Origin of the sequence: Exiguobacterium sp. s39 (assembly GCF_018618925.1) — a bacterium.
In the GTDB taxonomy this organism is placed as follows: domain Bacteria; phylum Bacillota; class Bacilli; order Exiguobacteriales; family Exiguobacteriaceae; genus Exiguobacterium_A; species Exiguobacterium_A abrahamii.
In genome coordinates, this window is sequence record NZ_JACSNA010000004.1 from 158,656 (window position 1) to 181,991 (window position 23,336).

Below are 23,336 nucleotides of genomic sequence, written 5' to 3' on the forward strand. Positions count from 1 at the left end.
ATGAAGGGCTAAATCTTATTTGACGAGATTATGCTTGAAGGCATAGACGACAGCTTGTGTACGGTCTACGACATCGAGTTTCGATAAGATGTTCGAGACGTGTGTCTTAACGGTTTTTAAGGAAATGAATAATTCGTCTGCGATTTCTTGGTTCGCCATACCACGAGCCATCAATTGAAGAACTTCCTGCTCACGTTCCGTCAAATCATCATGTAAGTGTGTCGTAGGACGACGAAGACGTTCCATCATTTTACCAGTCACTTGTGCTGCCATGACGGATTGACCGTTTGCCGTCTTGCGAATCGCTTCTGCGATGTCAAAGGCGCTAGCCGTTTTTAAGACATAACTCATCGCACCAGCTTCAATGACAGGATAAACTTTCTCATCATCAAGAAAACTCGTCACGACGAGAATCTTTGCTTCCGGCCAGTCTTTGCGGATCAGTCGCGTTCCTTCGACACCATCGACTGGTTCCATTACTAAATCCATCAAGATGACATCCGGTCGGTGTTCAAGCGCAAGCAAGGCTCCTGCTTGACCATCCGACGCTTCGGCGACGACCTCGATGTCTGGTTGTGTGGAAAGGAAAGCAGACACACCGGCCCGGACCATCTCGTGATCATCTACTAATAATACGCGTATCATACTTGCACCATCCGATCTTTTCTAAGTTTGACTTCGATTTGGGTTCCTTGTCCTGGAACACTGACGAGACGAATCGTTCCGCCCATCTCAGCCGTTCGTTCCCGCATCGAATTAATGCCATAAGAGGCAAGTTTTTTTTCATCAACGACGAATCCAACACCATCATCATTCATGCTCAGAATGATTGTTTCGTTGAATTGTCGGAGTTCAATATCCATATGAGACGCTTTCGCGTGACGTAATGCATTCGTCAATCCTTCTTGGACGATTCGGAACAACTCGTTTTCGATTTGTCGTGGAAGTGACATCTCTTCTAACTTCCAACTCAATTGTGTGGACTGCTTTCTAGATAATTCTTCGAGCAGTTGCGAAAGTCCTTGTTGTAACGTCATCCCTTCGAGTTCGACAGGGCGAAGCTGAAGTAAGAGGGAGCGCATTTCAGACTGCGCCGTTTGCGCCATCGTCTCGACCATCTCGATCTGTTTGGCTGCAGCTTCAGGTTGAGACAGAATCGTCTGTTTAGCTGCTGTCGTCATCATGGAGATGGCATAGAGCTGTTGCGAAACGGAGTCGTGTAAATCACGTGCGAGTCGCTTTCGTTCCTCCGTGACGGCTTGAACTCTTACTTGTTCAACATGTTGCGGACGTGTACTGATTTTTTGGACGGTCTCGACTTGTTCGTCGATACGTTTTCCAATCCGCGACAAGCGCGTCAACGTATGAAAGTAGGGACCCGGAACGATCGTCACATCTTTTCCTTGCTCGAGTTCAATGATGGCAGTCGTGACACGTTTGAAGTCACGTCGCAAGAAAAAGTAATGCATGCTACCAATGGCAAGCGGTAGTAATAACGAGAGTCCGATGACGAGTAGAAGGACAGGGAAATCTTGTTGACGGACGAATAGGACATGCCAATCGACTTGTCGTGTACTTAAGAATAACAACGTCGTCATGACGGCAGTCAAAAAGCCCGTCATGACTTGGAGTGCAATGACACCAAGCGGGAATTGATCACGCTTCATATCGAAGACACCTCCACGTTGCCAATACCGAGCATGACATGAATGCGAACCTTCCGCGTCGCTTCACCGTATTCCGGTGCCCGGAATTGAATGCGTCGATTGAAGAAGGTCGGAATCCGGCGGATGTCCGTCTTGACGCTTCCGAAGCCGATTGACGTGTCGAGTGTATAGTCGTAGCCGGACGGTAAAAGAATTCGGACGTCCCCGACGACACCACTGACGACGATCAAGGTCTCGCCTTCTGGAACATAGGCGTGCGTCAAATCGATTTCTAAATCCTTGACGATGAACTGTTCGCTCAAATCCTGTAAGACGTACGGTGCATCGGCTTGAGTCGAGAAGGAGTAAGCGGGTTGAATCTTGATCCCTTCCTCTTCATATTGATGCGGAGCAATCCGTGAAAATAAAAATTCGCGGACAGAATGTCGTGTCACGAGAATGATCCCAAGATAGAGCAAGATACCAGCAATGACAAAACCGATGGCAGCCGAACTAAGGACGACGCCAGCAAGAATGATCGTACCGACGATGTAAAAGAGAATTGCTAATTTTTCATGATTACGTCGTCGGAAATGAATCCCGACATAATACAGCAGGAACGGAAATAAGACACCAAACAATACATTTCCTGCACCAGACAATAGGTCATAGAACAGACCGAGGGCGAACAGGATCGATACGTAACCGACCAGTTGTTTCGTACTTAATCGTCGCACGATCAATCTCCTTTCTAACATGACAAAGGGAGGCATACGCCTCCTTCATCATTAATTGCTTATTGGTGAATGCGGCGTTCGAGTTCAGCGATACGCGCATCGATATCATCTTCATCAACGGCTGGTTGTTTTGCTTCAGGCTCTTCCGCCGTGAACGGATGTGCTTCTTCTTTTATAGTAGCATTTGGTTCGCGATCTAGCACCTGGTTCATCTTGTTTTTTAAGTTCGAGACGTTTTCGCGCATCATCCATTCGTACCGTTTGTTTTGTAGATCTTCGAGCTTCAACTTCAACTCGAGGGCTTCACGTTCCAATTCATTCAGCTCGCGTTTCGTCTCAGCGACGAGTTCTTCGAAGAAGCGGTATTGCTCCCCATAATGCTTCGATTCGATGGCTGCGCGCTCAGCCAGTTGTTGTTCACCGGCTTCGTTTGCGATTTCGACTTGCTTGAAGCGTTTATCTGCTAAATCCTTCGCTTCTTCTTGTTTATGCGTTAATTCTTGCAGTAATGTCCGTTGACGCTCGAGAAGTCGATCAATCTCTTTTAGATCAGCTTCTGTAGATCGAATATGACGAACGAGCTTTTTAGCAGGTACTTCACCCTGTTCGGCTGCTTTTTTGACTTCTGTCATCATTTGTGTCGCAAAATCGTTGAGTTGATCAAATACGTTTTTCATGAAAAAATTCCTCCTTGGAAGTGGCGAATGATATCGGGTCACACATTTTGATTAGAAACGTTTTTCGTCTAGGTCTTTCCAGTCTGCTTCGAAATGTGTCGTTGATGTACGGCGACGGTTGAAGAGATCTTGAACATTGACACGTTGTAGTTTCATACGCATGTAACCGACGTACAATGCGATGGCTGCTGCGATTCCGATGACTGCCCAGATGTTCGAGAGGGCAAGTCCGATTCCGATGGCTGCTAGGAATCCGAAGCCGAGTTTCGCTGGCCATTTGTTCGACTGCATGAACTTACTGATCGAATAGAACGCGAGTAACGCCCCTAAACCAAGTCCGATCATATGCGGTAATGTTCCGATGACGACGGCAAGTAACGCCAGTCCGGCGAGAATCATCACCAGTTGTTTTCCTTTCGATTGCTTCATGAGGAAGCCTCCCTTGTGTTGATACCTTTATGATACGGGAGTCCTTCTATTCCTACGACACTCTTTGGACCGTATTTGCTCTCGGGCTTAAGGCGGAGAGAAGGTCTGACTTTAAGGGAAGCGCTATCAGCACCAATGATTCATGTGATACTCTATAAGGGAATCGAATCGAGAGGAGTGATGTTGATGAGTGCAACAATCAACGTAAACCAAGTAACATGTGTCGGAAACCAGGGAGGGGTTTCCCTCCCTTAAATCAGAGGAGGAAACCATTTGAACGAATGGGGTACACCACCTGTCTACGAAATGACAGGAACAGAACGATTAGGACGGATTACAGCCGTCTATCAAACACATTATCGCGTCATGACGGAAACAGGAGAATCGCTGAGCGAACTGTCTGGTAAATTGCGTTTTCAATCGGGAACGAAAGCTGAATTGCCAGCGGTTGGTGACTGGATCATCCAAACAGAGCGAGAGCCAGGCAAAGGACGAATCGAACGTGTCTTACCACGATCTTCTCAATTTTCCCGAAAAGCGGCAGGAACGGAGACTGAGGAACAAATCATCTGCGCGAATGTCGACGTTGCCTTGCTCGTCATGGCTTTTGGACATGACTTCAACGTCCGTCGACTGGAACGTTATTTAACGGTTGCTTGGGATGCAGGGGTGACACCAATCATCGTCCTGACGAAAAAAAGTCTGATGCCGTCGATTGAAACGGAACTGCAGGCTGTCGAAGCGATCGCGTTCGGAACACCAATCCTTGCCGTTGATTCTTTAACTGGTGACGGATTAGAGGAGTTGCGTGAACAGTTACAAATCAAGCAGACAATCGTGTTAGTTGGGTCGTCCGGCGTCGGGAAGTCGACGCTCGTCAATGCTTTAGCTGGAGAACAGTTAATGGAGACGGGTGGCGTACGAGAAGACGATGAACGCGGACGTCACACGACGACACATCGCGAACTGAAACGACTATCGAACGGTCTATTGCTTGTTGATACACCGGGGATGCGAGAATTGGCCTTATGGGATGGCAGTGACGGTTTATCGTCGACGTTTTCCGATATTGAGGAGCTTGCTGAAAACTGTCGTTTCCGAGACTGTGAACATGATAAGGAACCGGGATGTGCCGTTCGGATAGCTTTAGAAGATGGCACACTAACTGCTGAGCGCTGGAACAGCTTCGTCAAGCTAAAACGAGAAATCGCCTATGCGGAACGCAAGCAAAACGTGGCGTTGCAGGCGGCGGAGAAAGAAAAGTGGAAAAAAATCCACAAGCAGGCCCAAGCGCATACGAAAGTGAAGTATCAAAAGCGATAATACGATTGATATATGAAAAGCATCTGCAACGGAAAAAGGAGTCTCTTTTTCTATGCAGATGCTTTTTTCTCGTTATTCTTTTGAAAGTGATTCATTTGTTTCTGTATGGAACGGCACGTTACCCGTCAACGCATCAAGACGATGTAAGTCGGATTGAATCGCTTCAGGGTCACTTCGGCGCGCGTTTCGTACCGTGGCCGTTCCGACCGGATGATCGTTGAATCCAGTCGTTAAATCAAACGTCCGATTCGACAGCCGATCGGTAAAATAACGATCGTGAGAGACGAAGATGAGCTCACCAGGGAAAACATCGAGGGCGGCTTCGATTTGTTCACGAGTCGCAAGGTCCAAATAGTTCGTTGGTTCATCGAGAATAAGCAAGTGAGCACCAGAAAAATACAGACGTAAGAAAGCGATCCGACATTTCTCACCCATACTGGCGTCGGAAATCGACCGGTAAACATCATCGCGACGGAATAAAAAGCAGGCGAGCAACGTCCGGGCGTCCGTTTCACTCATCGTGCCGTACTCAAGTAACGCCTCTAACAACGTATCGGATGTCGGTAAGTGGGAAAGGGCTTGTGAAAAATAGCCGGTCCTCAATCGAGGATGACGGATTACGTTCCCTTGATGAGGAGCATATTCGCCCTCGATGAGACGCAGTAAGGTCGTTTTCCCGCTTCCATTCGGTCCGATGACAGCAATTCGGTCACCACGTTCTACCGTAAACGAAACGTCGTTTAGGATCGGTTTCGTCTCATGCACGAATGAGACACGTTCGAACGAAATCAGTCGTTTCGCACGAATCGCTTCATGTTCGAATGCGACGTGAACAGTCGGTGCAACCTGTGGTTTTTGTACACGATCCTCGAGTAGACGCTCGAGTTGCTGCTCTTTTGCCTTGACCTTCGTCGCATGTTTAGCAGCCTTCTTTTTCGCATACGGATCCCGTTCACTCGCTTGATTCGAGGCTTTTTGATGCCATTGCCGGTATCCTTGAATCATGCGTGTCAGCTCTTTACGGGTGCGTTCTTGTTTTTCGTACGCTCGTTGTTGCGACAGAGCTTGATGTTCCTTTTGTTCTTTATAGGAATGATAGTTTCCGCTGTATCGCGTTGCCCCTGATTCGGATAATTCAATGACGGCATCAGCCGTTGCGTCGATGAAGAATCGTTCGTGTGAGACATAGAGAATCGAGGTCCGTGACATGTTGACCCATTCCGTGAGCCACTCGAGTGTCTCTTGATCCAGATGATTCGTCGGTTCATCGAGAATGATGAAATCAGGTCGTGATAGAAGCAGACAGGCAAGTTGGAGGCGCGTCTGTTCACCACCGCTTAAACTGGATGCTTTGTGTGTCCAGAGTGCTTCCTCTAATTTGACTTCTTTTAAGACGCGTGCTGCATCTGCTTCCAGCGAGAAGGCGTCCTGATCGATTGCTTGTTGATAAATCGTCAAGTCACCATTCATGGCATTAGCGCGAAGTTGATAACGAACCGCATCCGCTCGTTCGACGACATCAAGAACGGTGTGATCGCCCGCCACAAAGTGTTGTGATAGTAGACCGAGTTTTTTGTAATGACGCTTGATCGAACCGTCAGTCGGTTGAAGTTGATCAGCGATCAAGTGTAACAGTGTCGTTTTTCCGATGCCGTTCGGACCGATTAAGGCGACATGTTCACCGGTATGAATATGAAAAGAAACGTCCGAGAAAAGGCGTCGTTCGTCGTAGTCCATCGATAGGTGTTGGATCGTAAGTGTTTCAGTAGGCATAAAAGCAGCTCCTTTAGTGTTCATTTCCGATAAGATGAAATGAAAAACACACCATCCGAAGCGAGCGGATGGTGTGCCGGAGTGTAACTCAAAGAAGGTGCTGGCCAGAGGTTGGTCACACCGAAAAAGAGCAGACTCGTAGCGTCAGACATCCGCAACTGCATTGCGAAAGAGATGATTTCATTCATCAAGCGACGTGTACGAGTGATTGCTTCATTTCGGTGTTGTACCTCCTGTTCATAGTCTATGCCGTCATTGTAACAAAATGGAAACGTTAACACAAGTACGATTCAAGTAAGGTTTGCGCAGTATCCGTTTCTTCTGATGAAGGGGGAAGCACATCAGTTAACGGATATGCATGACCGAGGTTTTCCCACTTATAGACACCGAGTTGATGATACGGGAGTACTTCGACGCGCTCGACGTTTCCGAGCGTCCGGATGAACTCGCCGGTCTGACGGAGGAAATGTTCTGACATCGTAATACCTGGAACGAGGACATGGCGAATCCAGACGGGAATGTTTCGCTCGGCTAGGCGTTTTGCGAAGGCGAGTGTATTGGCGTTACTCCGTCCAGTCAAGACGCGACAAGCGGCATCGTCGATATGTTTGATATCGAGTAGTACTAGATCTGTCGCATCGAGAATCGCATCGATGTTTTTCGGGACGACGGATCCCGCGGTATCGATGACCGTATGCAGTCCATGGCGTTTTGCTTCTGTTAAAGCAGCCTCCAAGAATTCAGGCTGAGCGAGCGGTTCACCTCCAGAGAAGGTGATTCCGCCACCCGTGGCCTCGAAAAAGGAGCGATAGCTGATCGCTTCTTTTACGACTTCGTCTGCTGAGACACGCCGTCCGCAACCGAACTCCCATGTATCCACGTTATGACAGTATTGACATCGTAGTGGACATCCTTGCGTAAAGACGATGAATCGAATGCCAGGACCATCGACTGTTCCACATGATTCAACGGAATGGATCATACCATAGGTCATCCTGCTCACTTCCTTTCACATACTACACATCATTTTAGAGAGAACCGTGGAACGTTCGATTGATGACATCGATCTGTTGTTCACGCGTCAGTTTAATGAAGTTGACGGCATAACCGGATACCCGAATCGTTAACTGTGGATATTTTTCTGGATGCTCCATGGCATCGAGTAACGTCTCACGGTCAAAGACGTTGACATTCAAATGGTGTCCTTTTGAAGTCGTACCACCCATATATCCGTCAAGTAATCCGACTGTATTGCGAATGCGTGTGTCTTCATCCTTACCAAGTGCTTTTGGCACGATCGAGAACGTGTAGGAAATCCCGTCGAGCGCATGTTCATATGGTAATTTTCCGACAGATGTCAGTGCGGCGACAGCTCCTCTAGTGTCACGTCCATGCATCGGGTTAGCACCCGGTGCGAATGGTTCACCCGCACGGCGTCCATCTGGCGTATTTCCTGTTTTTTTACCGTAGACGACGTTTGAAGTAATCGTCAGGACAGACTGCGTCGGAAGGGCATTGCGATACGTTGGATGTTTACGGATTTTCTCCATGAACAGTGTGACGAGATCGACCGCCATCTGATCCACCCGTTCATCGTTATTCCCGAACTTCGGAAACTCGCCTTCGATCTTGAAATCAACTGCAATCCCATCCGCATCTCGGATTGGACGAACTGTTGCGTAACGGATGGCGGATAGACTGTCAGCGACGACCGATAAACCAGCGATACCGCATGCCATCGTCCGTAAGATTTCTGGATCATGTAAAGCCATTTCAATCCGTTCGTAGCTATACTTATCATGCATGTAGTGGATGACATTCAGTGTGTTGACGTACAGTTCTGCGAGCCAATCGAGTTGACGATCATAAGCCGCCATGACGGTTTCGTAATCGAGTACTTCATCGAGCATCAGTGGTGTAGCTGGGGCAACTTGGATTTTGAGCTTCTCGTCCATTCCGCCATTGATCGTATAGAGTAATGCTTTTGCCAGGTTTGCTCGCGCACCGAAGAACTGCATCTGTTTCCCGATCTTCATCGCGGAGACACAACAAGCGATGCCGTAATCATCTCCATAAACCGGTAACATCAAATCATCGTTTTCATATTGAATCGAGCTTGAAACGATCGACATCTTCGCACAGAATTCCTTGAATCCGCGTGGAAGCTGAGTAGACCAGAGAACGGTTAGATTCGGTTCCGGTGCCGGACCAAGTGTCGAGAGAGTGTGTAAGAAGCGGAATGAACTTTTCGTGACGTTTGATCGTCCATCTTCACTCATTCCACCGATTGATTCCGTTACCCACGTCGGATCACCTGAGAACAGATCGTTGTAGTCTGGTGTCCGTAAGAACTTAACGATCCGAAGCTTCATGACGAAATGATCGACGAGTTCTTGTGCAGTCTCTTCCGTCAAGCGACCAGCCGCAAGATCACGTTCGACATAAATATCAAGGAACGTCGAGACTCGACCGAGTGACATGGCTGCCCCGTTTTGCTCTTTGATGGCAGCAAGATAGGCAAGATAGACCCACTGGAATGCTTCTTGTGCTGTTTCTGCAGGGCGGGAGAGATCGAAACCATAGCGAGCTCCAAGCTCGGTCAATTCCGTTAATGCGCGCAACTGTTCATTCATCTCTTCACGGTCGCGAATCATCGATTCAGATAAGAACCCGCCACGTGCCTTTAAATCCTTCTTACGTTCTTCGATCAAGCGTGCCGTTCCGTACAAAGCAACACGACGATAGTCACCGATGATCCGTCCGCGACCATAAGCATCAGGTAATCCGGTGATAATACCGGCTTTACGTGCAGCGCGCATCTCAGGGGTATAGGCATCGAAAACCCCTTGGTTATGTGTCTTCCGGTACTCGCTGAAAGTTTTCGTGACGGTCTCGTCTGCTTCAAAGCCATACGCAGCTAGGGCATCATTCACCATCCGAATCCCACCGTTCGGATGAATCGAACGTTTAAACGGTTCGTCTGTCTGTAAACCGACGATTTTTTCGAGTGAACGATTCAGATACCCTGCATCATGCGAGAGGATCGTTGATGGTGTTTTAGCATCGACGGCATACACACCACCACGTTGTCGCTCTTCATTCGTCAGCTGTAGAATTTGTTGCCAGAGACGTTCCGTTGCTTGCGTCGGACCGACTAAAAAGTGATCATCTCCTGTATATTCCGTGCGATTGAGTCGGATGAAGTCTGCGACATCAATCGTCTTTACCCATTCACCAGACGTAAAGTTCGTCCAAGCACTCGTTTTTTCTAATAACATGGATACCACTCCTTTAATATTGAGCTAATCATCAGTTCCTTATGTGAATAGTGTAACAAAAGGAAGGGGTGATTCCCTTTACGTTCATGTGAATGTTTTAACAAGTGGACAAACGTTGATATGACGGGCTTTCTTTATTTCTGTATTCATATGAAAATAGTTTAAAAAAAACAGTTTTAGATTGCTAATTCAAGGTTTTTTGGAAACTGTATGAGTTGATTTGAAAAAGATTCACTAGAACAGTTGAAACTGTGAGGAATGTCACGCTACGGTGCCTTGTATTTTTAAGACGTATCGTTGACAATGAAAAAGGGAATATAGAACGTGGAGGTGTGCCAAATGGAGTATGTATCATTAACACAACAAGGAGAGTATCAGTCAGGAGACTGGGTCTCGCTGAAAATCGGATCGGACGGTTCAACGCGAACGGGAATGATCACGGAATTCGAAAATGATGGATTCTGGATTCGGTTTGAAGATGATTTTGATTATGAAGACTTTATCGGCTATGATGAATCGTATTGGATTGCGCTTGTTCGTCGTCCGGTTGACGTAAAAGCGACGTATGCGAGTCTTGCGGAGTACCCGGCACTCGCTGCAGAATTACAGGATCGTGTCATCCAAGGATTCGAAATTTTAGAAGAAGAAGCCGGTGAAAGCGAGATTCGATTCCATATTCGATTGCTCGACGCAGGAAATGAATATACACAGACATTACGGGGATACCGTGATGCATCAGGAGATCATGTCGAATACGTAACGGCATGATGGAATTAAGAGAGTAGGAGAAATCGTTATGAACTTTACAAAACCATTTTTACAGGAAGCATGGGAACGCGCACGCTTTACGGAGTTGATGCCTGTTCAAGAACAAGCGATTCCGTTGTTGCGCGAAGGAAAAGATGTCCTGGCGGAAGCGCCGACAGGAACAGGGAAGACGCTTGCCTATGTCATTCCAGCTTTAGAAAAGATTGAAGTAGAAGAACCACACGTGCAAGTCGTGATCACGGCACCAACACGGGAACTCGTCATGCAAATTCATCAAGTCATTCAATTGTTTGCTCAAGGAAGTGGTATCAAATCCGGTGCATTCATTGGTGGTGTTGAATTAAAACGACAATATGAACGATTGAAGAAAAAACCACAAATCATTGTTGGAACGCCAGGGCGTCTCGTTGAGTTGATCGATTCGAAGAAGCTGAAGATGCATAAGGTGAAATTGATCGTCTTGGACGAAGCGGATCAAATCTATGAGAGTGGTATGAGTGACTCGGCGACGCGAATCGCAAACAGTGCACTACGCGATCGTCAGTTAGCATTCGTCTCCGCGACATTACCGGAACGGACAGCAGAATGGGGACGGACGCTTGCAAACAACCCTGAGACGATTCGAGTTGAGCGTGCCGTCAGTACACAAGTGACATTCGGTTATTTGGAGACTTCACGTCGTCAGAAGCCGGAATTGTTACGTCGTCTGGCGAACATGCAAGGATCAAAAGTACTGACATTCATTAATAACCGTTCCTTCCTCGGACCATTGAATGGCGAGTTGAGTAAATTCTCATTGAAATACCGGATTTTAGACGCTGAAAAAGGCAAACGAGAGCGGATGGAGACATTGCGTTCTTATAAAAAGGGAGAGTTTCCTTTACTCGTCACGACAGGTCTTGCGGCACGTGGGTTAGATATCGAAGCAGTCACGCATGTCGTCCATTATGATTTGCCGGAGTCGCTTGACGATTTCGTACACCGTTCAGGTCGGACGGGACGTGGAAACGCGAACGGAATGGTACTTGCTCTTGTTACGGATCAAGACTTAAAACACTTAAAAACACTTGCGAAGCAAATGGGCGTCGAGATGGAAGCGATGGAAATTTACCGTGGGGAAGTCATTCCAAAACGTGAATTCACAGCACCTCAGACGATTAAACGACCGGCTACTCCTCACCGGAAAGGGCGATCGAAATGAAGAACGATCGAAAAGTAATTCCGTTTCCGACGACGGTTTCTGAAGCGGAAATGAATGCAGCCTTGAAGAAGATGTATCAAGAAGCAGCGACAGCGCGTAGTACGGATTGGGTCGCTTTCATTGAAGAGATTGCGACGGAGGGACGTTGGTATTTAAAAGATGCTGAATTGTTCCGGGACTTATTCGTAGATTGGGCAATCTTCTATGAGACGGATGATCAAGGAAAAACGCCGCACGGTCGTTTTCTTGAGCAGGTCAAAGAAGAGTTATCGCCTAGCCTCTACCGCGCCTTGCGTGGATTAGCGGACCCGATGCCTTCGTTGTTTCAAGTCGAGGCGGATGGTGTCGTTGATTTAATGTCAAAACAGACGTATCAAACGGATTTGTCTGAGATTGAAGTCGAACCAGGTGATTTGTTGATTGGAAAACTGCTCTACATTTCTGGGAAATGGCGCTTTGCGATTGCCTATATGAAAGTAGCGCGCGCACTGGTACCAGAAGTCCTCGCTTTGTTGACGGACTTCGTGGATGAAGTAGGAGAAGACGCGTTGCTTCGTCAGTATCCAGAATTTTGTGCGGAATTGATTGACTTACTCCTCGATATCGAAGAAGGCAATATTTCACCGAGACCAGAAGAATAATTGAAAAAACCTAGAATACATGACCTGATTATGGTCAACGTATTCTAGGTTTTTTTCATGAATCTGCTCGATATAGGGCGACATCGTTTTTATCCCGATGTTTCACGCGATACATGGCAAGGTCGGCTTGCTTTAAGCATGTTTCAAGATCAGCCTTATGACACGCGGTCACACCGATGCTTGCAGAAACGAATAAGGATTGTCCTTTATAAACGTAAGGACGTCTTAAAAAGTGTAAGAAGGATTTACATTTTCGACGTAAGGACAGTTCATCATCGGCGTGTAAGAGGATCGCGAACTCATCTCCACCAAGTCGATACACCTGTTCTAAAGAATTCGTATGCTCGCTCAATCGTTTCGCGACTTCGATCAATACGTAATCACCTGCTTCATGACCATACGTATCATTGACTTGCTTAAAACCGTCTAAATCGACTACCGCAAGATAATTCATCTCGAGGAGATGGTTTGAAAAATCTCGCTCCAACGAACGACGGTTTCCGATACTTGTCAAGGCGTCATGGTAGGCGTGGTATTCGATCCTTTTTTGCCGGAGCTTTCGTTCAGTGACGTCATGTAAAATCGTGAAACGTCCCATCGAGGTGGCAGCAATCTGAATCGGAATATCAATGATCTCATACTTTCTGTGTTGTTCATCTTCATACTCATCGATATCTGTCTCAAGTGTTTCTAATAAGTGACGCATCGTACGAGGTATATGTTCAATCGTCATGTCGGGTAAATGAAACAGACGTTGGGCAGCTAAATTTGCGTATAGTGCCGTTCCAGATTGATCGAGTCGAATCATCGGGTCAGGATGACCGAGAAAGAGTGGAATGACTTGCTGTTCACTATCTTTGATTTGTTGTTTGCGATGTTCGATGCGTGAAGCGAGTTGTTCATTCCGTTCGTGTAATTGTGCAACGATCAACCTATGCTGACGAGCAATCAAGATTTGTCGAATGATTAGTAAAACTAAAATGATGAAGATATCGAGCTTCCCGCCTTCTTGTTCCACCATATAGTGAATGAATAAAGGAACGGCCAGTAGAGGGAGCCAGGAACGGGGAATGACCTTCGTTCGAGTGGTTCCTTCTTCAATATGATCAATATGCCATAAAATAGCTGCACTTTGCGCCAAACGGATCAAGATCGGGAAAAACAATAGATAATTTGCTGAGAAGTCCGGGAAATAAACACTTGAGACTTCGTAGATACCGCGAATGAAAATGGATAAGAACAATAAGAATAATGCCATCCTTGATACCCAATGAGTTTCTTGAATGAACGTGAAATAGAAGAAGACAAATAAACCGAGTGATGTATTCGTAATGACGATAATGGCATAAGGAACAGTTTGCAGTCCCGGATTCGTCAATTCATTGAGGACATGAAACGCAACAAGTGCTATGAAAACGACGATGATCGCGGCATCGACGAAAGCGAGCACGTGTTGTCCGAGTGTCCGTTTTGTGATGATTCGGTAAAAAATCGCGTATAAGAATACGTAATGAGATATTGAAAATAAAATCAGGCTATAAATAGATGGAACTGGAAAGTCTTGATCGAAGAAATGTAATGTCTCAAGAACGGAACCGATGCAGGATAAAGCCAGTGATCCTAAAGCGATCAGCCAAAACTTTCGTCTGGGTACGACCAATGTTTGTTCCTTACGATAAGCAGTAAGAATAAAGTAAGCAATCAATCCAAGAGAGGCATACTGTAGTACTTGTTCAACGATCCGATTAGAGATGGAAGGAGTCCATGTAGCAAGGATCATTAGAGCAAAAGATATGACGAGCATGGCAGGAAACCAACGGATGAAATAGTTCGATTTAAGCATGAACTCCCTCCTAACGTTTAATTTGAGTAGCGAACAAAAAATTGTTTTTTTCGGTCTTCTTAATATGGTACATGGCTTCATCTGCTCGAATCAATAATTGTTCAGAGCTTTTACCATCTTCAGGGTATAAGGAAATTCCGATTGATGGTGTGACTTGAAGCGTATGTGTCTGGATGTAGAACGGATGATTTAGAACTTCGAGAACGTGTTCGGCAAACTGGCGTGTTTCCGAAGCAGATGCCTGAATGAAGATCAAGAACTCATCTCCTCCAAGACGTGCAACGAGATCAGTTGACGTCGTCATCGATTGAAGGCGGCTCGCCGTCTCTTGTAAAACGAGGTCACCAACATCATGCCCATAAGTGTCATTGATTTGTTTGAAACCGTCTAAATCAATGAATAGTAAGGAGCCGTATTCTAACGTCGGCAGAGTCAGATAAAGTTGTTCCTCGAAGTAACGCCGGTTTGGCAAATGCGTGAGCGAATCATGGTACCCCATACGTTCTAGCCATACTTCCTGTTGATAATCTTCCGTGATATCCGCCAAGATGACGAAATAGCGTTGTTGATCCGGGATATCGATGATTGTCGTATTCAAAAAGATTTCCGGATGTTCCTCCGTGGCCGGTACATGTAGCAAGTGAGAGGGATAAATCAGCTGCGCTTGTTGAAGTAATGGAATGAGTCGATCGAGTTGTAGCCGTTGGCTCGGTCCGAGCGGTAAATCGCTCCATCCAGCTTCGACAGCAGCTGGATTGACAGATCGAATCTGATACGTAGCATCGATTTCAAGAACAACTTCTGGATAAGATAGAAAAAGCGACGTTAGTTCTTTTTCGCGTAACTGTAAGAGTGCTGTCTTTTGATGGACGATGTCTTCTAGATTCGTTTGCAGTGCTGTTGTTTCCTGTAACAACCGCAGATTTTCCTGATATGAAAAAAGCTGTCGTGTTAAAAATAATAAAAACGTAATGCCGACGGAAAGTGAGAAGAAGGTTTGGGAGACAGGGAAGAATGTAATGTAGAGAATCAGTACAGATAATAAGATGTACGACATCAAGGAACGCGTAAGTGTTTCGACCCGAATAAGAGTTGCTTGTTGTTCATGACTGATGGGAAGAGCGCGAGTATTCATGAAGGCAAGGATGAAGAGTCCGCTGAGTGGGTATAGCGGAAGCAATAAACCAGCTATTCGCGGTTCACCGTTCAATAACAACGTATAAAAAATAAAGTTCGTCATACCGAGCACGAACGTTCCGAGTACTAGGAAGAGGAACCCTAATCTCGATACGTTTCGCTTTAGTCCAGAAGCATAAAGTAAGAAAAAGAACAGCGTTAACAGAATCGTCAAGAAGGCATAGAAGGTCCAACTGATTTGCTCGAGCACCGTTCGCGTATAAGAGGGGACAAAGCGGAAAATAGCGATGTATCCAGCAATCATCGATACAGTGAACAATGTTAAAGAATCAAGAATCAATAATTTTTGTTTTTGAAACAAAGTCAAATCCAACTGCCGAAATAAGAAGATGACCATCATCGTTAAATGAACCGTATAAGGCAGATCCAGTAAGACGTTCAGGTTAACAGCGTTCCATTGAAAAAGACGACCAATCATATTGAGGAGATCGCCTAGAAAATACGAGAAAAAGGCGATCGATAACCATTTATATGGAATGGAAGATTGTTTGAAAGCCTTCGATTGACTAAGTAGGAAAATGACGAAAGAACCGACTAGACTAACGATCGCTGAAAGTTGTAACGAGCGATCTTGTGGCAATAGCCAGAGCAGGGTGTACGTGACAACTAAGTAGAATGCGACGGTAGGGTAGATGTTTTGAACGATCCGTTTCACCGGAACTCCTCCTTTCGCAAGCCTTCCATGAAAATGAAATATGCTATAACATTACCCGATATCTAGTTTGAATTCACATTTATTTTCAGATTTAAAATGAAAATAAGAGGCAATTCCCATTTCATGAAAAAAGCGGGGTTCTTCTTTAAGGAAGAACTCCGCTTATCGAAATTATTGATTAGATTGACGATAGTTTTCAAATGCCTCGATTTTTTCAGAAAGGTACGTCCAATACTCCATCCGTTCATCAAGCATCGCTTTCGTTTTTTCAATGGCTTGATACAGTTCATTGACTTTACCGAGATCGCTTCCTGCCGAAGCAAGTTCGGCTTCTAATTGCTCCAGTTCTGCCTCACTTTCTTCGATTTGTTGTTCAATGATTGCCCAATCTTGTTGTTCCTGATAACTTAGTTTCTTTGGCGTCTCTATCTTTGGTGCTGTAGCAACCTCAACCGTCTTTTCAACAACGATTGATGGAACGGGTGCTGTCATTTGCTCAAGATAGTCTGTATATTGTCCATAATAAAAGACGACATTCCCGTCTTCAAATGCAATCAAGCGATTGACGACCCGGTCGAGGAAGTAGCGATCGTGGCTGACCGTGATGACGGTGCCTGGGAATGATTCTAAATAATCTTCGAGTACGGATAACGTCTCAGTATCCAAGTCGTTCGTCGGCTCATCAAGGAAGAGGACGTTCGGTTCTTCCATCAAAATCGTCAACAATTTCAGACGTCGTTTTTCGCCGCCGGAAAGCTTACCGATTTGTTTATATTGGGCTTCCGGTTTAAAGAGAAACTGTTCGAGCATCTGACTTGCCGTGATCTCCTCGCCAGCGAGTGTCGTGATGACTTTTGCGATTCGTTCGACCTCATCGATGACACGACGTTCGGGATGCGTGAATTCGGCAAATTGCCCATAAAAGCCGATCTTCACCGTTTCGCCGTGAATGATTTCACCGGTTGTTGGTTCTAAGCGTTTCGCAAGGATTGAAAGAAGTGTTGATTTTCCACTCCCGTTTCGCCCTACGATGCCATACCGTTCTTTCCGTCCAATCAGAGCGTTAAACGATTCAAAAAGGGTCCGTTCACCAAATCGATGCGAGACATCATGCGCTTCGATGACTTTTTTACCAAGACGGGTCGAACCGACCTGTACTTCGAGTGTTGATTCTTCTTCCTCGTACGAGAGGTCTTGTAAAGCATCCACGCGCTGGATCCGCGCTTTTTGTTTCGTCGTCCGTGCCTTTGCTCCGCGGCGCAACCAGGCGAGTTCACGACGGAGGATGTTTTGACGTTTTTCTTCCATAGAAGCCGTCCGTTCACGACGTTCGGCACGTTTCTCAAGAAACGATTCATAGTTTCCGACATAGAAATAAGCCGTACCGTTCGCGATTTCCATCATATGATTCGTCACACGATTCAAGAAATAGCGATCGTGGGTAATCAGTAGAATCGCACCACGGTATTCCTTGATTTGAGTCTCAAGCCAACTGATCGTCTCAGCATCGAGTTCGTTCGTCGGCTCATCGAGCAGGAGAAGATCGGCTTCATCAAGTAAAGCTTCAGCGAGTCCGACACGCTTGCGTTGTCCTCCGGAAAGAGAGCCGATCAACGCGTTCAAGTCGAGGATGCCGAGTTTGTTTAAAATCATCTTTAAGCGTGATTCCGTGTCCCAAGCTTGCGCAGCATCGACTTCTGTCTGAGCTGTGATGAAGCGATTGAGTAGTGTTTCACTCGTCGGATCTTGTTCGAGTGCTAGACGCGCTGTTTCATAGTGACGTAACGCGTTAATTGTTGGTGTATCACCAGACAACAATACTTCCATGACCGTTTGGTCTTCCGGATAATCGGTCGTTTGCGATAGCAAGCGGATCCGATAATCATTCGGGTGATGCATCGTACCAGCGTCTGCCGTCTCTTTACCTGCCAAGATATGCAGGAGTGTCGACTTACCGGTACCATTGACGCCGATGATACCAATCCGGTCGCCAGGTGAGACAGAGAATGTCACATCTTCGAAGACGATTTTATCGGCGAATTCTTTTTTGAGATTTTCTGCTTTCATTAACATATTAGACACCTTCTACAATCTGTTTGATTTGCTGTTCGACTGTCTGGACGAGTTCTTTCTGTGTCATCGTACTCGGATCAATCGACGGTAAGATCGTGACGTCGACCGTGGCAGGACGAATCTTACCCGTCTCCTCCATGACACGATAACTTCCTGAAATTGCGACGGGTACGACACGAGCGCCACTTGAGGTCGCGAGTGTGAAGCTACCCGCTTTGAACTCCGCCATTGGACCGCCTTTGGAGCGTGTTCCTTCCGGGAAGATGATCATCGATTGTCCGTCCTTGATCGTCTCGACACCAGAACGAATCGCTTTCAGCGATTGGCGTCGATCTTTTCGATCGATCATGACACATCCCATCAGATTCATCCAAACATTGACGATTGGAATTTTATTCACTTCGATTTTTGAGATGAATGCTTTCGGTTTATCGATTGTTCCAAGTAGAATCGGAACATCGAAGTTCCCTTGGTGATTCGAGATGAAAACGACGGGTTCGTTTGCTGGGATGTGTTCACGACCCGTCACGTTGACACGAACACCAGCGAGTCGGAGAAGAGAGTTTGCCCAGGCACTTGCTACACGCTGGACGAATGCATAGCGCGCGAGGTGCGTTCGACGTTTTGCACTAGGTAAAAACGGTAAGGTACAGGGTAAGACAAGTCCAAAATAAATGAACCATATGACAGTACGTATCATGGTGAAGTGACAGCTCCTTTTTTCATTACTGATGTTATTGTACAAAAAAAGACCGGGCGTCGCACCCGGTCTGCGTGATTATTCCCAGTAACGAGGTTCAGATTCCTCTTCGCTTTCTCCTAGTTCAAAGGTGAGGCGACGTGTCGTTGGATCAACAGAGAACGTAGCGTTCGTATTGTCGATCTGTTTGATTTCCATCGTTTCCTCATCCAAAATGAGAGTCAAGCGGACCTTATCTTCGTGATCTACGAGCAGTACGCCATCTTCCTTCAACCATAAATCGATGACAGGGGAGTAGCGAAGTGTCCAACCGTTTGATAAAGGGATTTCGTTCATAATGAATCTGTTCCTCCTAGATGATGAAATCGTGTTCTTTACTTATCATGCTGGTCTGTCGCGGAGAATGCAAGTGGTGTGCTGGAATCTTGTTGAGGATAGGAGACTTGATAAGAAAGTTCACGCTTTTTCATCCGTTCGTATTGTTTTTTGACACGACGGTGTTGGATGTATTCAATGTAAGTCAGATAGGACGTACGTATCAGCTGGCGGATTGATGATAGTGACAGACAAATCGCTAGCGTAAAGACGAACACACCGATCGAACTCGTATAATAACCGGTAACAAAACTTAAATATGTAGTGATGAGACCCGCAATCGTCGTGAATAAGTAGAAGAGCACGTCCGTTTCCTCCTCGAAATTAAAATAATGGTATGTCCATTACAATTCGAGGTAAGTCGTGATTTTCCTTTATCGTCCTGTAAATGTCCGGAAAAAATAAAAAATCCACACGGAAGGTGTAGATTTTAAGGGCGATCGATTTGCTGAAGCGCTGGTGTCTTCGGTGTCATATCCGTACTGTTCGATCCTTCTGCGAAGACGATTCCAATCGTAGCAAGGAACGCAAAAAATGCAAAAACCAATGTTTTCGTGAAGCGTCGTGCGAACGAACGCGATTGAATGTTATGAAACATTTTTATCCCCCATATTTACCTAAACTAAACCTTCTTTTTCCTGTTATTTAATCATATATCTTTTTTTCAAAAAAATCACGCAAATGTGTTCCGTTCACAAATATGTCACAACTGTCACCATTGTGTCGATATCAGAGATGAATGGAAAAAGAGTATAGTATGGTAGGGAAAGAACAGCAGAACGATTCACAAGGACTGGAATCGATTCAAATACAGAGAGGAGATGACCCGAAATGGGATTACGCGCAGGACAGGTTGTCACATTAAAAGTAGAACGCGAAGCAGAGTTCGGAGTGTTTCTGACAGATGGAAATGAAGACGTGTTGTTGCATAACAATGAACAAACACGGAAAGTAGCCCTCGATGAAGAGGTAGAAGTCTTCTTGTATCAAGATAATGAAGGGCGTCTAGCATCATCGATGACGATTCCAGAAGCTTCATTTGAAGACTATGTCAAGACGACGATTAATGGAACACGCTATAACACAGGAGTGTTCGCGAACATCGGTATTCAAAAAGACGTTCTCGTCTCACTCGACGATTTGCCGCAGCGCCGGATGTTCTGGCCAGAAGAAGGCGATCAACTCTTCATTCGTCTGAAACATGATCAGAAGCTTCGGTTACTCGGAGACCCTGCACCTTATGCATACTTCAACTTACGTGCGAAGCCAGCTCCAGAGGAGTGGAACAATATGGACGTCGAAGGTCTCGTCTTCTCACAACGTGAACCAGGCGTTAACGTCTGGGTCAACGATCAATCGATCGGATTCTTGCATGAACGTGAGATGGAACGTTGGCCGCGTCTTGGAGAAGTCTTGAAATTACGAGTGACAAATGTAAAACCAGATGGTACAGTATTACTTTCAGCACGACCACGTGCCTTTGAAGCCATTGATACAGACGCGGAGTTGATTCTGAACCATCTACTTGAACATGATGGTCAGATGCCGTATGGTGATAAGACAGCTCCCGAGACGATCGATGAAGTATTCGGTCTCAGCAAGGCAGCATTCAAACGAGCGCTCGGTCGCCTGTTGAAAGATAAAAAAATAGAAAAAAATGAAACGGGTATTCGGTTGACGAAATAATCGGACCGAGTAAGCCTGCGTTTCGAATAGATAGTAAGGAATTCATCATTTTGGTGGTTGCGGCTGGTTTGATTACCGGCGACCATTTACTGAATATACCCCATCACTAGTGGGGGCACGCGATGACGTACATCGCACGGTCCGGGCACTTCGCCTTTCCCTCGCCCTTATGGCAACGATTATGATGGTGACTTCCCTAAACATTATTATAAGAGAAACCGCTCTATCTTTATGTGATAGATTCTGTTATAATAGGTAGTCGATTGTATTCGTTACGGTAGCGTCTGTTTAGTGGCAGACGCTTTTCATATGACAAAGGAGAGTATTTAGCATTGACAACATTTCGTGAATTAAATCTTAGTGAGGCACTTATCAAAGGTGTCCTAAAAATGGGCTTCGAAGAAGCAACACCAATCCAAGCAGAAACAATTCCAGTCGGACTCAGCGGCGTTGACTTAATTGGTCAAGCACAAACAGGTACTGGTAAAACTGCAGCATTCGGTATCCCAACAATCGAGCGTCTTGACGCAAAATCACGCAACATCCAAGCGTTGATTCTTGCTCCAACACGTGAGCTCGCAATCCAAGTAGCAGAAGAATTGAACCGGATCGGTGAAGTAAAACGCGTTCATGCACTTCCTGTTTACGGCGGTCAGCAAATCGATCGTCAAATCCGCGCACTTCGCAAAAATCCACAAATCGTCGTTGCGACACCAGGACGTTTGATGGACCACATGAACCGTAAGACGTTGAACCTCGATCACGTTCAAACGGTCATCCTTGACGAAGCAGATGAGATGTTGAACATGGGATTCGTCGAAGACATCGAGAAAATCCTCGGTGCACTTCCTGAAACACGTCAAACACTCTTATTCTCAGCAACGATGCCACCACAAATTCGTAAAATCGCAGATCGTTTCATGACGACTCCGACACACATCAAAGTCAAAGCAAAAGAAATGACAGTTGAAAACATCGACCAGTCATTCATCGAATTGAAAGAAAGCCAAAAATTCGACGTTCTTTGCCGTTTGATCGACACGGATTCTCCGGAACTCTCAATCATCTTCGGTCGTACGAAAAAACGTGTTGACGAAATGACTGAAGGTTTGATCCAACGTGGATACACAGCTGACGGTTTACACGGTGACTTAACACAAGCAAAACGTGACCAAGTCATCCGTCGTTTCAAAAAAGGAACGATTGATATCCTCGTCGCGACAGACGTTGCAGCACGTGGTCTTGACATCTCTGGTGTCACACACGTCTACAACTTCGACGTCCCACAAGATCCAGAGAGCTATGTTCACCGGATCGGTCGTACGGGTCGTGCTGGTAAAACAGGATCGGCTGTCACATTCGTTACACCACGTGAATTCGGTCAAATCAAAACAATCGAACGTGTCACGAACAAAAAAATGTCACGTCGTCATGCACCAACACTTGATGAAATCTTAGAAGGCAACTTGAAGCTTGCTGCACAAGAACTCATCAAACGCGTTGAAGCAAAAGACTCAAAAGAATATACGACACTTGCACAAGAACTCTTAGAAGAGTACGAAGCAGTGGAACTTCTTTCAGCAGCACTTAAAGGATTGACGAAAGAGCCGGATGCAACACCAGTCCAAATCTCTTCAATCGAACCAATCCGCGTGAAACGTTTCGGTAGCAACGGTGGTGGAAACCGTCGTCCTTACGGAAACAAAGGTGGAAGTGGAAGCGGCAACCGCAGTGGCGGATACCGTGGAAACAACCCTCGCGGTGGCGAGCGTCGTGAAGGTGGTCGTTCATCTTCTTCATCAGATCGTCGTGAAGGCGGTTATGCTGGACGTAGCAACCGTAGCGAAAGCGATCGTAACCGTGGTGGACGTAAACCACGTTTTGAAAAGTAAACGATTCGAACCGATTTGTCACAGACAAGTCGGTTCTTTTTTATGATTTATCTGAGCGGTCATGATAAAATGAGCCATGAACGATAGGGAGAGGGCTGAATCATTCGTGTATACCATTTATGTAGCAGCATCCGTCTGTCTCGTTGCACTGATCGTCGCGACGAAAAAGATTTGTGAGCGGACGACAAAAGGACATTTTCGTTATATTCCGTTGGCGACCTTATTATTTGGCGGCATCATCTTTCTTGTGCTAGCCATCGGTAAGGGAGGAGCCGTCGGAATCCAATACGGTGTCCTGAGTATCATCTACTTGACGGCGACATTCGGTGTGTACTTGTATATCGCATTGCGGAAAGATACGACGTTATCGTAAAACAGGGGCTCTCTCGTTACAGAGAGGCTCTTTTTTTGTTAAGATAGAACAAGAGTACAAGGGGGGAAT

At 46.0% G+C, this 23,336-nt stretch carries 23 protein-coding genes; 7 read left to right on the forward strand and 16 right to left on the reverse strand.

The window, feature by feature from the left end; genetic code table 11:
• Positions 1-15: 15 nt before the first annotated feature.
• The 5 genes from KNQ11_RS15275 to KNQ11_RS15295 are packed head-to-tail and all read right to left on the reverse strand — an operon-like array spanning position 16 to position 3,489.
• Positions 16-645, reverse strand: coding sequence for a response regulator (locus KNQ11_RS15275; protein ID WP_023467256.1), 630 nt, complete (start codon positions 643-645; stop codon positions 16-18).
• Positions 642-1,667: a sensor histidine kinase gene (locus KNQ11_RS15280; RefSeq protein ID WP_034785901.1), complete on the reverse strand. Its 1,026-nt coding sequence runs from the start codon at positions 1,665-1,667 to the stop codon at positions 642-644. Before KNQ11_RS15280 ends, KNQ11_RS15275 begins: the two co-directional genes overlap by 4 nt.
• Positions 1,664-2,383, reverse strand: coding sequence for a cell wall-active antibiotics response protein LiaF (gene liaF / locus KNQ11_RS15285; RefSeq protein ID WP_029340864.1), 720 nt, complete (start codon positions 2,381-2,383; stop codon positions 1,664-1,666). The genes KNQ11_RS15280 and liaF overlap by 4 nt, the downstream gene beginning before the upstream one ends.
• A gap of 59 nt (positions 2,384-2,442) precedes the next feature.
• Positions 2,443-3,060, reverse strand: coding sequence for a PspA/IM30 family protein (locus KNQ11_RS15290; protein ID WP_029340865.1), 618 nt, complete (start codon positions 3,058-3,060; stop codon positions 2,443-2,445).
• Positions 3,061-3,111: 51 nt separating this feature from the next.
• Positions 3,112-3,489 carry a lmo0954 family membrane protein gene (locus KNQ11_RS15295; RefSeq protein ID WP_023467260.1) on the reverse strand — a complete coding sequence of 126 codons (378 nt, stop codon included), beginning with the start codon at positions 3,487-3,489 and terminating at the stop codon, positions 3,112-3,114.
• A gap of 306 nt (positions 3,490-3,795) precedes the next feature.
• On the opposite strand from KNQ11_RS15295, the gene rsgA reads away from it, so the two are divergent.
• Positions 3,796-4,812 (forward strand): ribosome small subunit-dependent GTPase A, encoded by a 1,017-nt coding sequence (gene rsgA, locus KNQ11_RS15300; RefSeq protein ID WP_167507601.1) that lies wholly within the window; start codon positions 3,796-3,798, stop codon positions 4,810-4,812.
• Positions 4,813-4,884: 72 nt separating this feature from the next.
• Here rsgA and abc-f read toward each other — a convergent pair whose 3' ends face one another.
• The 4 genes from abc-f to pflB form a co-directional block, all read right to left on the reverse strand.
• The gene (gene abc-f / locus KNQ11_RS15305; RefSeq protein WP_214772539.1) at positions 4,885-6,585 is read right to left on the reverse strand and encodes a ribosomal protection-like ABC-F family protein; all 1,701 of its coding nucleotides are present in this window, start codon (positions 6,583-6,585) and stop codon (positions 4,885-4,887) included.
• 20 nt (positions 6,586-6,605) lie between these two features.
• Positions 6,606-6,773, reverse strand: coding sequence for a hypothetical protein (locus KNQ11_RS15310; protein ID WP_158408684.1), 168 nt, complete (start codon positions 6,771-6,773; stop codon positions 6,606-6,608).
• Between the two features lie 86 nt (positions 6,774-6,859).
• A complete protein-coding gene (pflA, locus tag KNQ11_RS15315) occupies positions 6,860-7,579 on the reverse strand; it encodes a pyruvate formate-lyase-activating protein (protein ID WP_149426865.1) in 720 nt (239 codons plus the stop codon).
• Between the two features lie 34 nt (positions 7,580-7,613).
• Positions 7,614-9,863: a formate C-acetyltransferase gene (pflB, locus tag KNQ11_RS15320; RefSeq protein ID WP_149426866.1), complete on the reverse strand. Its 2,250-nt coding sequence runs from the start codon at positions 9,861-9,863 to the stop codon at positions 7,614-7,616.
• A gap of 339 nt (positions 9,864-10,202) precedes the next feature.
• Here pflB and KNQ11_RS15325 point away from each other — a divergent pair, with 339 nt between their 5' ends.
• From KNQ11_RS15325 to KNQ11_RS15335, 3 genes are read left to right on the forward strand one after another with little or no spacing between them, the layout of a single operon-like run.
• Positions 10,203-10,631 carry a hypothetical protein gene (locus KNQ11_RS15325; protein ID WP_023467265.1) on the forward strand — a complete coding sequence of 143 codons (429 nt, stop codon included), beginning with the start codon at positions 10,203-10,205 and terminating at the stop codon, positions 10,629-10,631.
• Positions 10,632-10,659: 28 nt separating this feature from the next.
• On the forward strand, positions 10,660-11,832 hold the full coding sequence (locus tag KNQ11_RS15330) for a DEAD/DEAH box helicase (RefSeq protein WP_023467266.1): 1,173 nt from the start codon (positions 10,660-10,662) through the stop codon (positions 11,830-11,832).
• Positions 11,829-12,473 carry a hypothetical protein gene (locus KNQ11_RS15335; protein ID WP_149426868.1) on the forward strand — a complete coding sequence of 215 codons (645 nt, stop codon included), beginning with the start codon at positions 11,829-11,831 and terminating at the stop codon, positions 12,471-12,473. The genes KNQ11_RS15330 and KNQ11_RS15335 overlap by 4 nt, the downstream gene beginning before the upstream one ends.
• Positions 12,474-12,528: 55 nt before the next feature.
• Here KNQ11_RS15335 and KNQ11_RS15340 read toward each other — a convergent pair whose 3' ends face one another.
• The 7 genes from KNQ11_RS15340 to KNQ11_RS15370 form a co-directional block, all read right to left on the reverse strand.
• Positions 12,529-14,316: a GGDEF domain-containing protein gene (locus tag KNQ11_RS15340; protein ID WP_149426869.1), complete on the reverse strand. Its 1,788-nt coding sequence runs from the start codon at positions 14,314-14,316 to the stop codon at positions 12,529-12,531.
• A gap of 10 nt (positions 14,317-14,326) precedes the next feature.
• Positions 14,327-16,168, reverse strand: coding sequence for a diguanylate cyclase domain-containing protein (locus KNQ11_RS17000; RefSeq protein ID WP_214772541.1), 1,842 nt, complete (start codon positions 16,166-16,168; stop codon positions 14,327-14,329).
• A 171-nt stretch (positions 16,169-16,339) separates the two neighbouring features.
• A complete protein-coding gene (locus KNQ11_RS15350; RefSeq protein ID WP_214772543.1) occupies positions 16,340-18,241 on the reverse strand; it encodes an ABC-F family ATP-binding cassette domain-containing protein in 1,902 nt (633 codons plus the stop codon).
• Position 18,242: 1 nt separating this feature from the next.
• A complete protein-coding gene (locus KNQ11_RS15355) occupies positions 18,243-18,941 on the reverse strand; it encodes a lysophospholipid acyltransferase family protein (RefSeq protein WP_029340873.1) in 699 nt (232 codons plus the stop codon).
• Between the two features lie 78 nt (positions 18,942-19,019).
• Positions 19,020-19,277 carry a hypothetical protein gene (locus tag KNQ11_RS15360; RefSeq protein WP_023467272.1) on the reverse strand — a complete coding sequence of 86 codons (258 nt, stop codon included), beginning with the start codon at positions 19,275-19,277 and terminating at the stop codon, positions 19,020-19,022.
• A 38-nt stretch (positions 19,278-19,315) separates the two neighbouring features.
• Complete coding sequence (locus tag KNQ11_RS15365) at positions 19,316-19,621, reverse strand: hypothetical protein (RefSeq protein WP_050678231.1); 306 nt, start codon at positions 19,619-19,621, stop codon at positions 19,316-19,318.
• 125 nt (positions 19,622-19,746) lie between these two features.
• Entirely contained in the window at positions 19,747-19,914 is a 168-nt protein-coding gene (locus KNQ11_RS15370) for a hypothetical protein (protein ID WP_023467274.1), read from the reverse strand.
• Positions 19,915-20,147: 233 nt separating this feature from the next.
• Between KNQ11_RS15370 and KNQ11_RS15375 the strand changes: the two genes are divergently transcribed.
• From KNQ11_RS15375 to KNQ11_RS15385, 3 genes are all read left to right on the forward strand, one after another.
• On the forward strand, positions 20,148-21,002 hold the full coding sequence (locus tag KNQ11_RS15375; protein ID WP_023467275.1) for a CvfB family protein: 855 nt from the start codon (positions 20,148-20,150) through the stop codon (positions 21,000-21,002).
• Between the two features lie 332 nt (positions 21,003-21,334).
• Positions 21,335-22,894 (forward strand): degradosome RNA helicase CshA, encoded by a 1,560-nt coding sequence (gene cshA, locus KNQ11_RS15380; RefSeq protein ID WP_035398788.1) that lies wholly within the window; start codon positions 21,335-21,337, stop codon positions 22,892-22,894.
• A gap of 106 nt (positions 22,895-23,000) precedes the next feature.
• Positions 23,001-23,267, forward strand: a complete 267-nt coding sequence (locus KNQ11_RS15385; protein WP_023467277.1) for a hypothetical protein — start codon at positions 23,001-23,003, stop codon at positions 23,265-23,267.
• Positions 23,268-23,336: the final 69 nt, after the last annotated feature.

Bases quoted from the DNA above. Each gene is read 5' to 3' on its own strand.
- KNQ11_RS15275 (WP_023467256.1), bottom strand. From the start codon at position 645: ATGATACGCGTATTATTAGTAGATGATCACGAGATGGTCCGGGCCGGT.
- KNQ11_RS15280 (WP_034785901.1), bottom strand. From the start codon at position 1,667: ATGAAGCGTGATCAATTCCCGCTTGGTGTCATTGCACTCCAAGTCATG.
- KNQ11_RS15335 (WP_149426868.1), top strand. From the start codon at position 11,829: ATGAAGAACGATCGAAAAGTAATTCCGTTTCCGACGACGGTTTCTGAA.
- KNQ11_RS15325 (WP_023467265.1), top strand. From the start codon at position 10,203: ATGGAGTATGTATCATTAACACAACAAGGAGAGTATCAGTCAGGAGAC.
- KNQ11_RS15340 (WP_149426869.1), bottom strand. From the start codon at position 14,316: ATGCTTAAATCGAACTATTTCATCCGTTGGTTTCCTGCCATGCTCGTC.
- pflA (WP_149426865.1), bottom strand. From the start codon at position 7,579: ATGACCTATGGTATGATCCATTCCGTTGAATCATGTGGAACAGTCGAT.
- abc-f (WP_214772539.1), bottom strand. From the start codon at position 6,585: ATGCCTACTGAAACACTTACGATCCAACACCTATCGATGGACTACGAC.
- pflB (WP_149426866.1), bottom strand. From the start codon at position 9,863: ATGTTATTAGAAAAAACGAGTGCTTGGACGAACTTTACGTCTGGTGAA.
- KNQ11_RS15360 (WP_023467272.1), bottom strand. From the start codon at position 19,277: ATGAACGAAATCCCTTTATCAAACGGTTGGACACTTCGCTACTCCCCT.
- KNQ11_RS15295 (WP_023467260.1), bottom strand. From the start codon at position 3,489: ATGAAGCAATCGAAAGGAAAACAACTGGTGATGATTCTCGCCGGACTG.
- KNQ11_RS15350 (WP_214772543.1), bottom strand. From the start codon at position 18,241: ATGTTAATGAAAGCAGAAAATCTCAAAAAAGAATTCGCCGATAAAATC.
- KNQ11_RS15370 (WP_023467274.1), bottom strand. From the start codon at position 19,914: ATGTTTCATAACATTCAATCGCGTTCGTTCGCACGACGCTTCACGAAA.
- KNQ11_RS15310 (WP_158408684.1), bottom strand. From the start codon at position 6,773: ATGAATGAAATCATCTCTTTCGCAATGCAGTTGCGGATGTCTGACGCT.
- KNQ11_RS15375 (WP_023467275.1), top strand. From the start codon at position 20,148: ATGGGATTACGCGCAGGACAGGTTGTCACATTAAAAGTAGAACGCGAA.
- KNQ11_RS15330 (WP_023467266.1), top strand. From the start codon at position 10,660: ATGAACTTTACAAAACCATTTTTACAGGAAGCATGGGAACGCGCACGC.
- KNQ11_RS15290 (WP_029340865.1), bottom strand. From the start codon at position 3,060: ATGAAAAACGTATTTGATCAACTCAACGATTTTGCGACACAAATGATG.
- KNQ11_RS15355 (WP_029340873.1), bottom strand. From the start codon at position 18,941: ATGATACGTACTGTCATATGGTTCATTTATTTTGGACTTGTCTTACCC.
- rsgA (WP_167507601.1), top strand. From the start codon at position 3,796: ATGACAGGAACAGAACGATTAGGACGGATTACAGCCGTCTATCAAACA.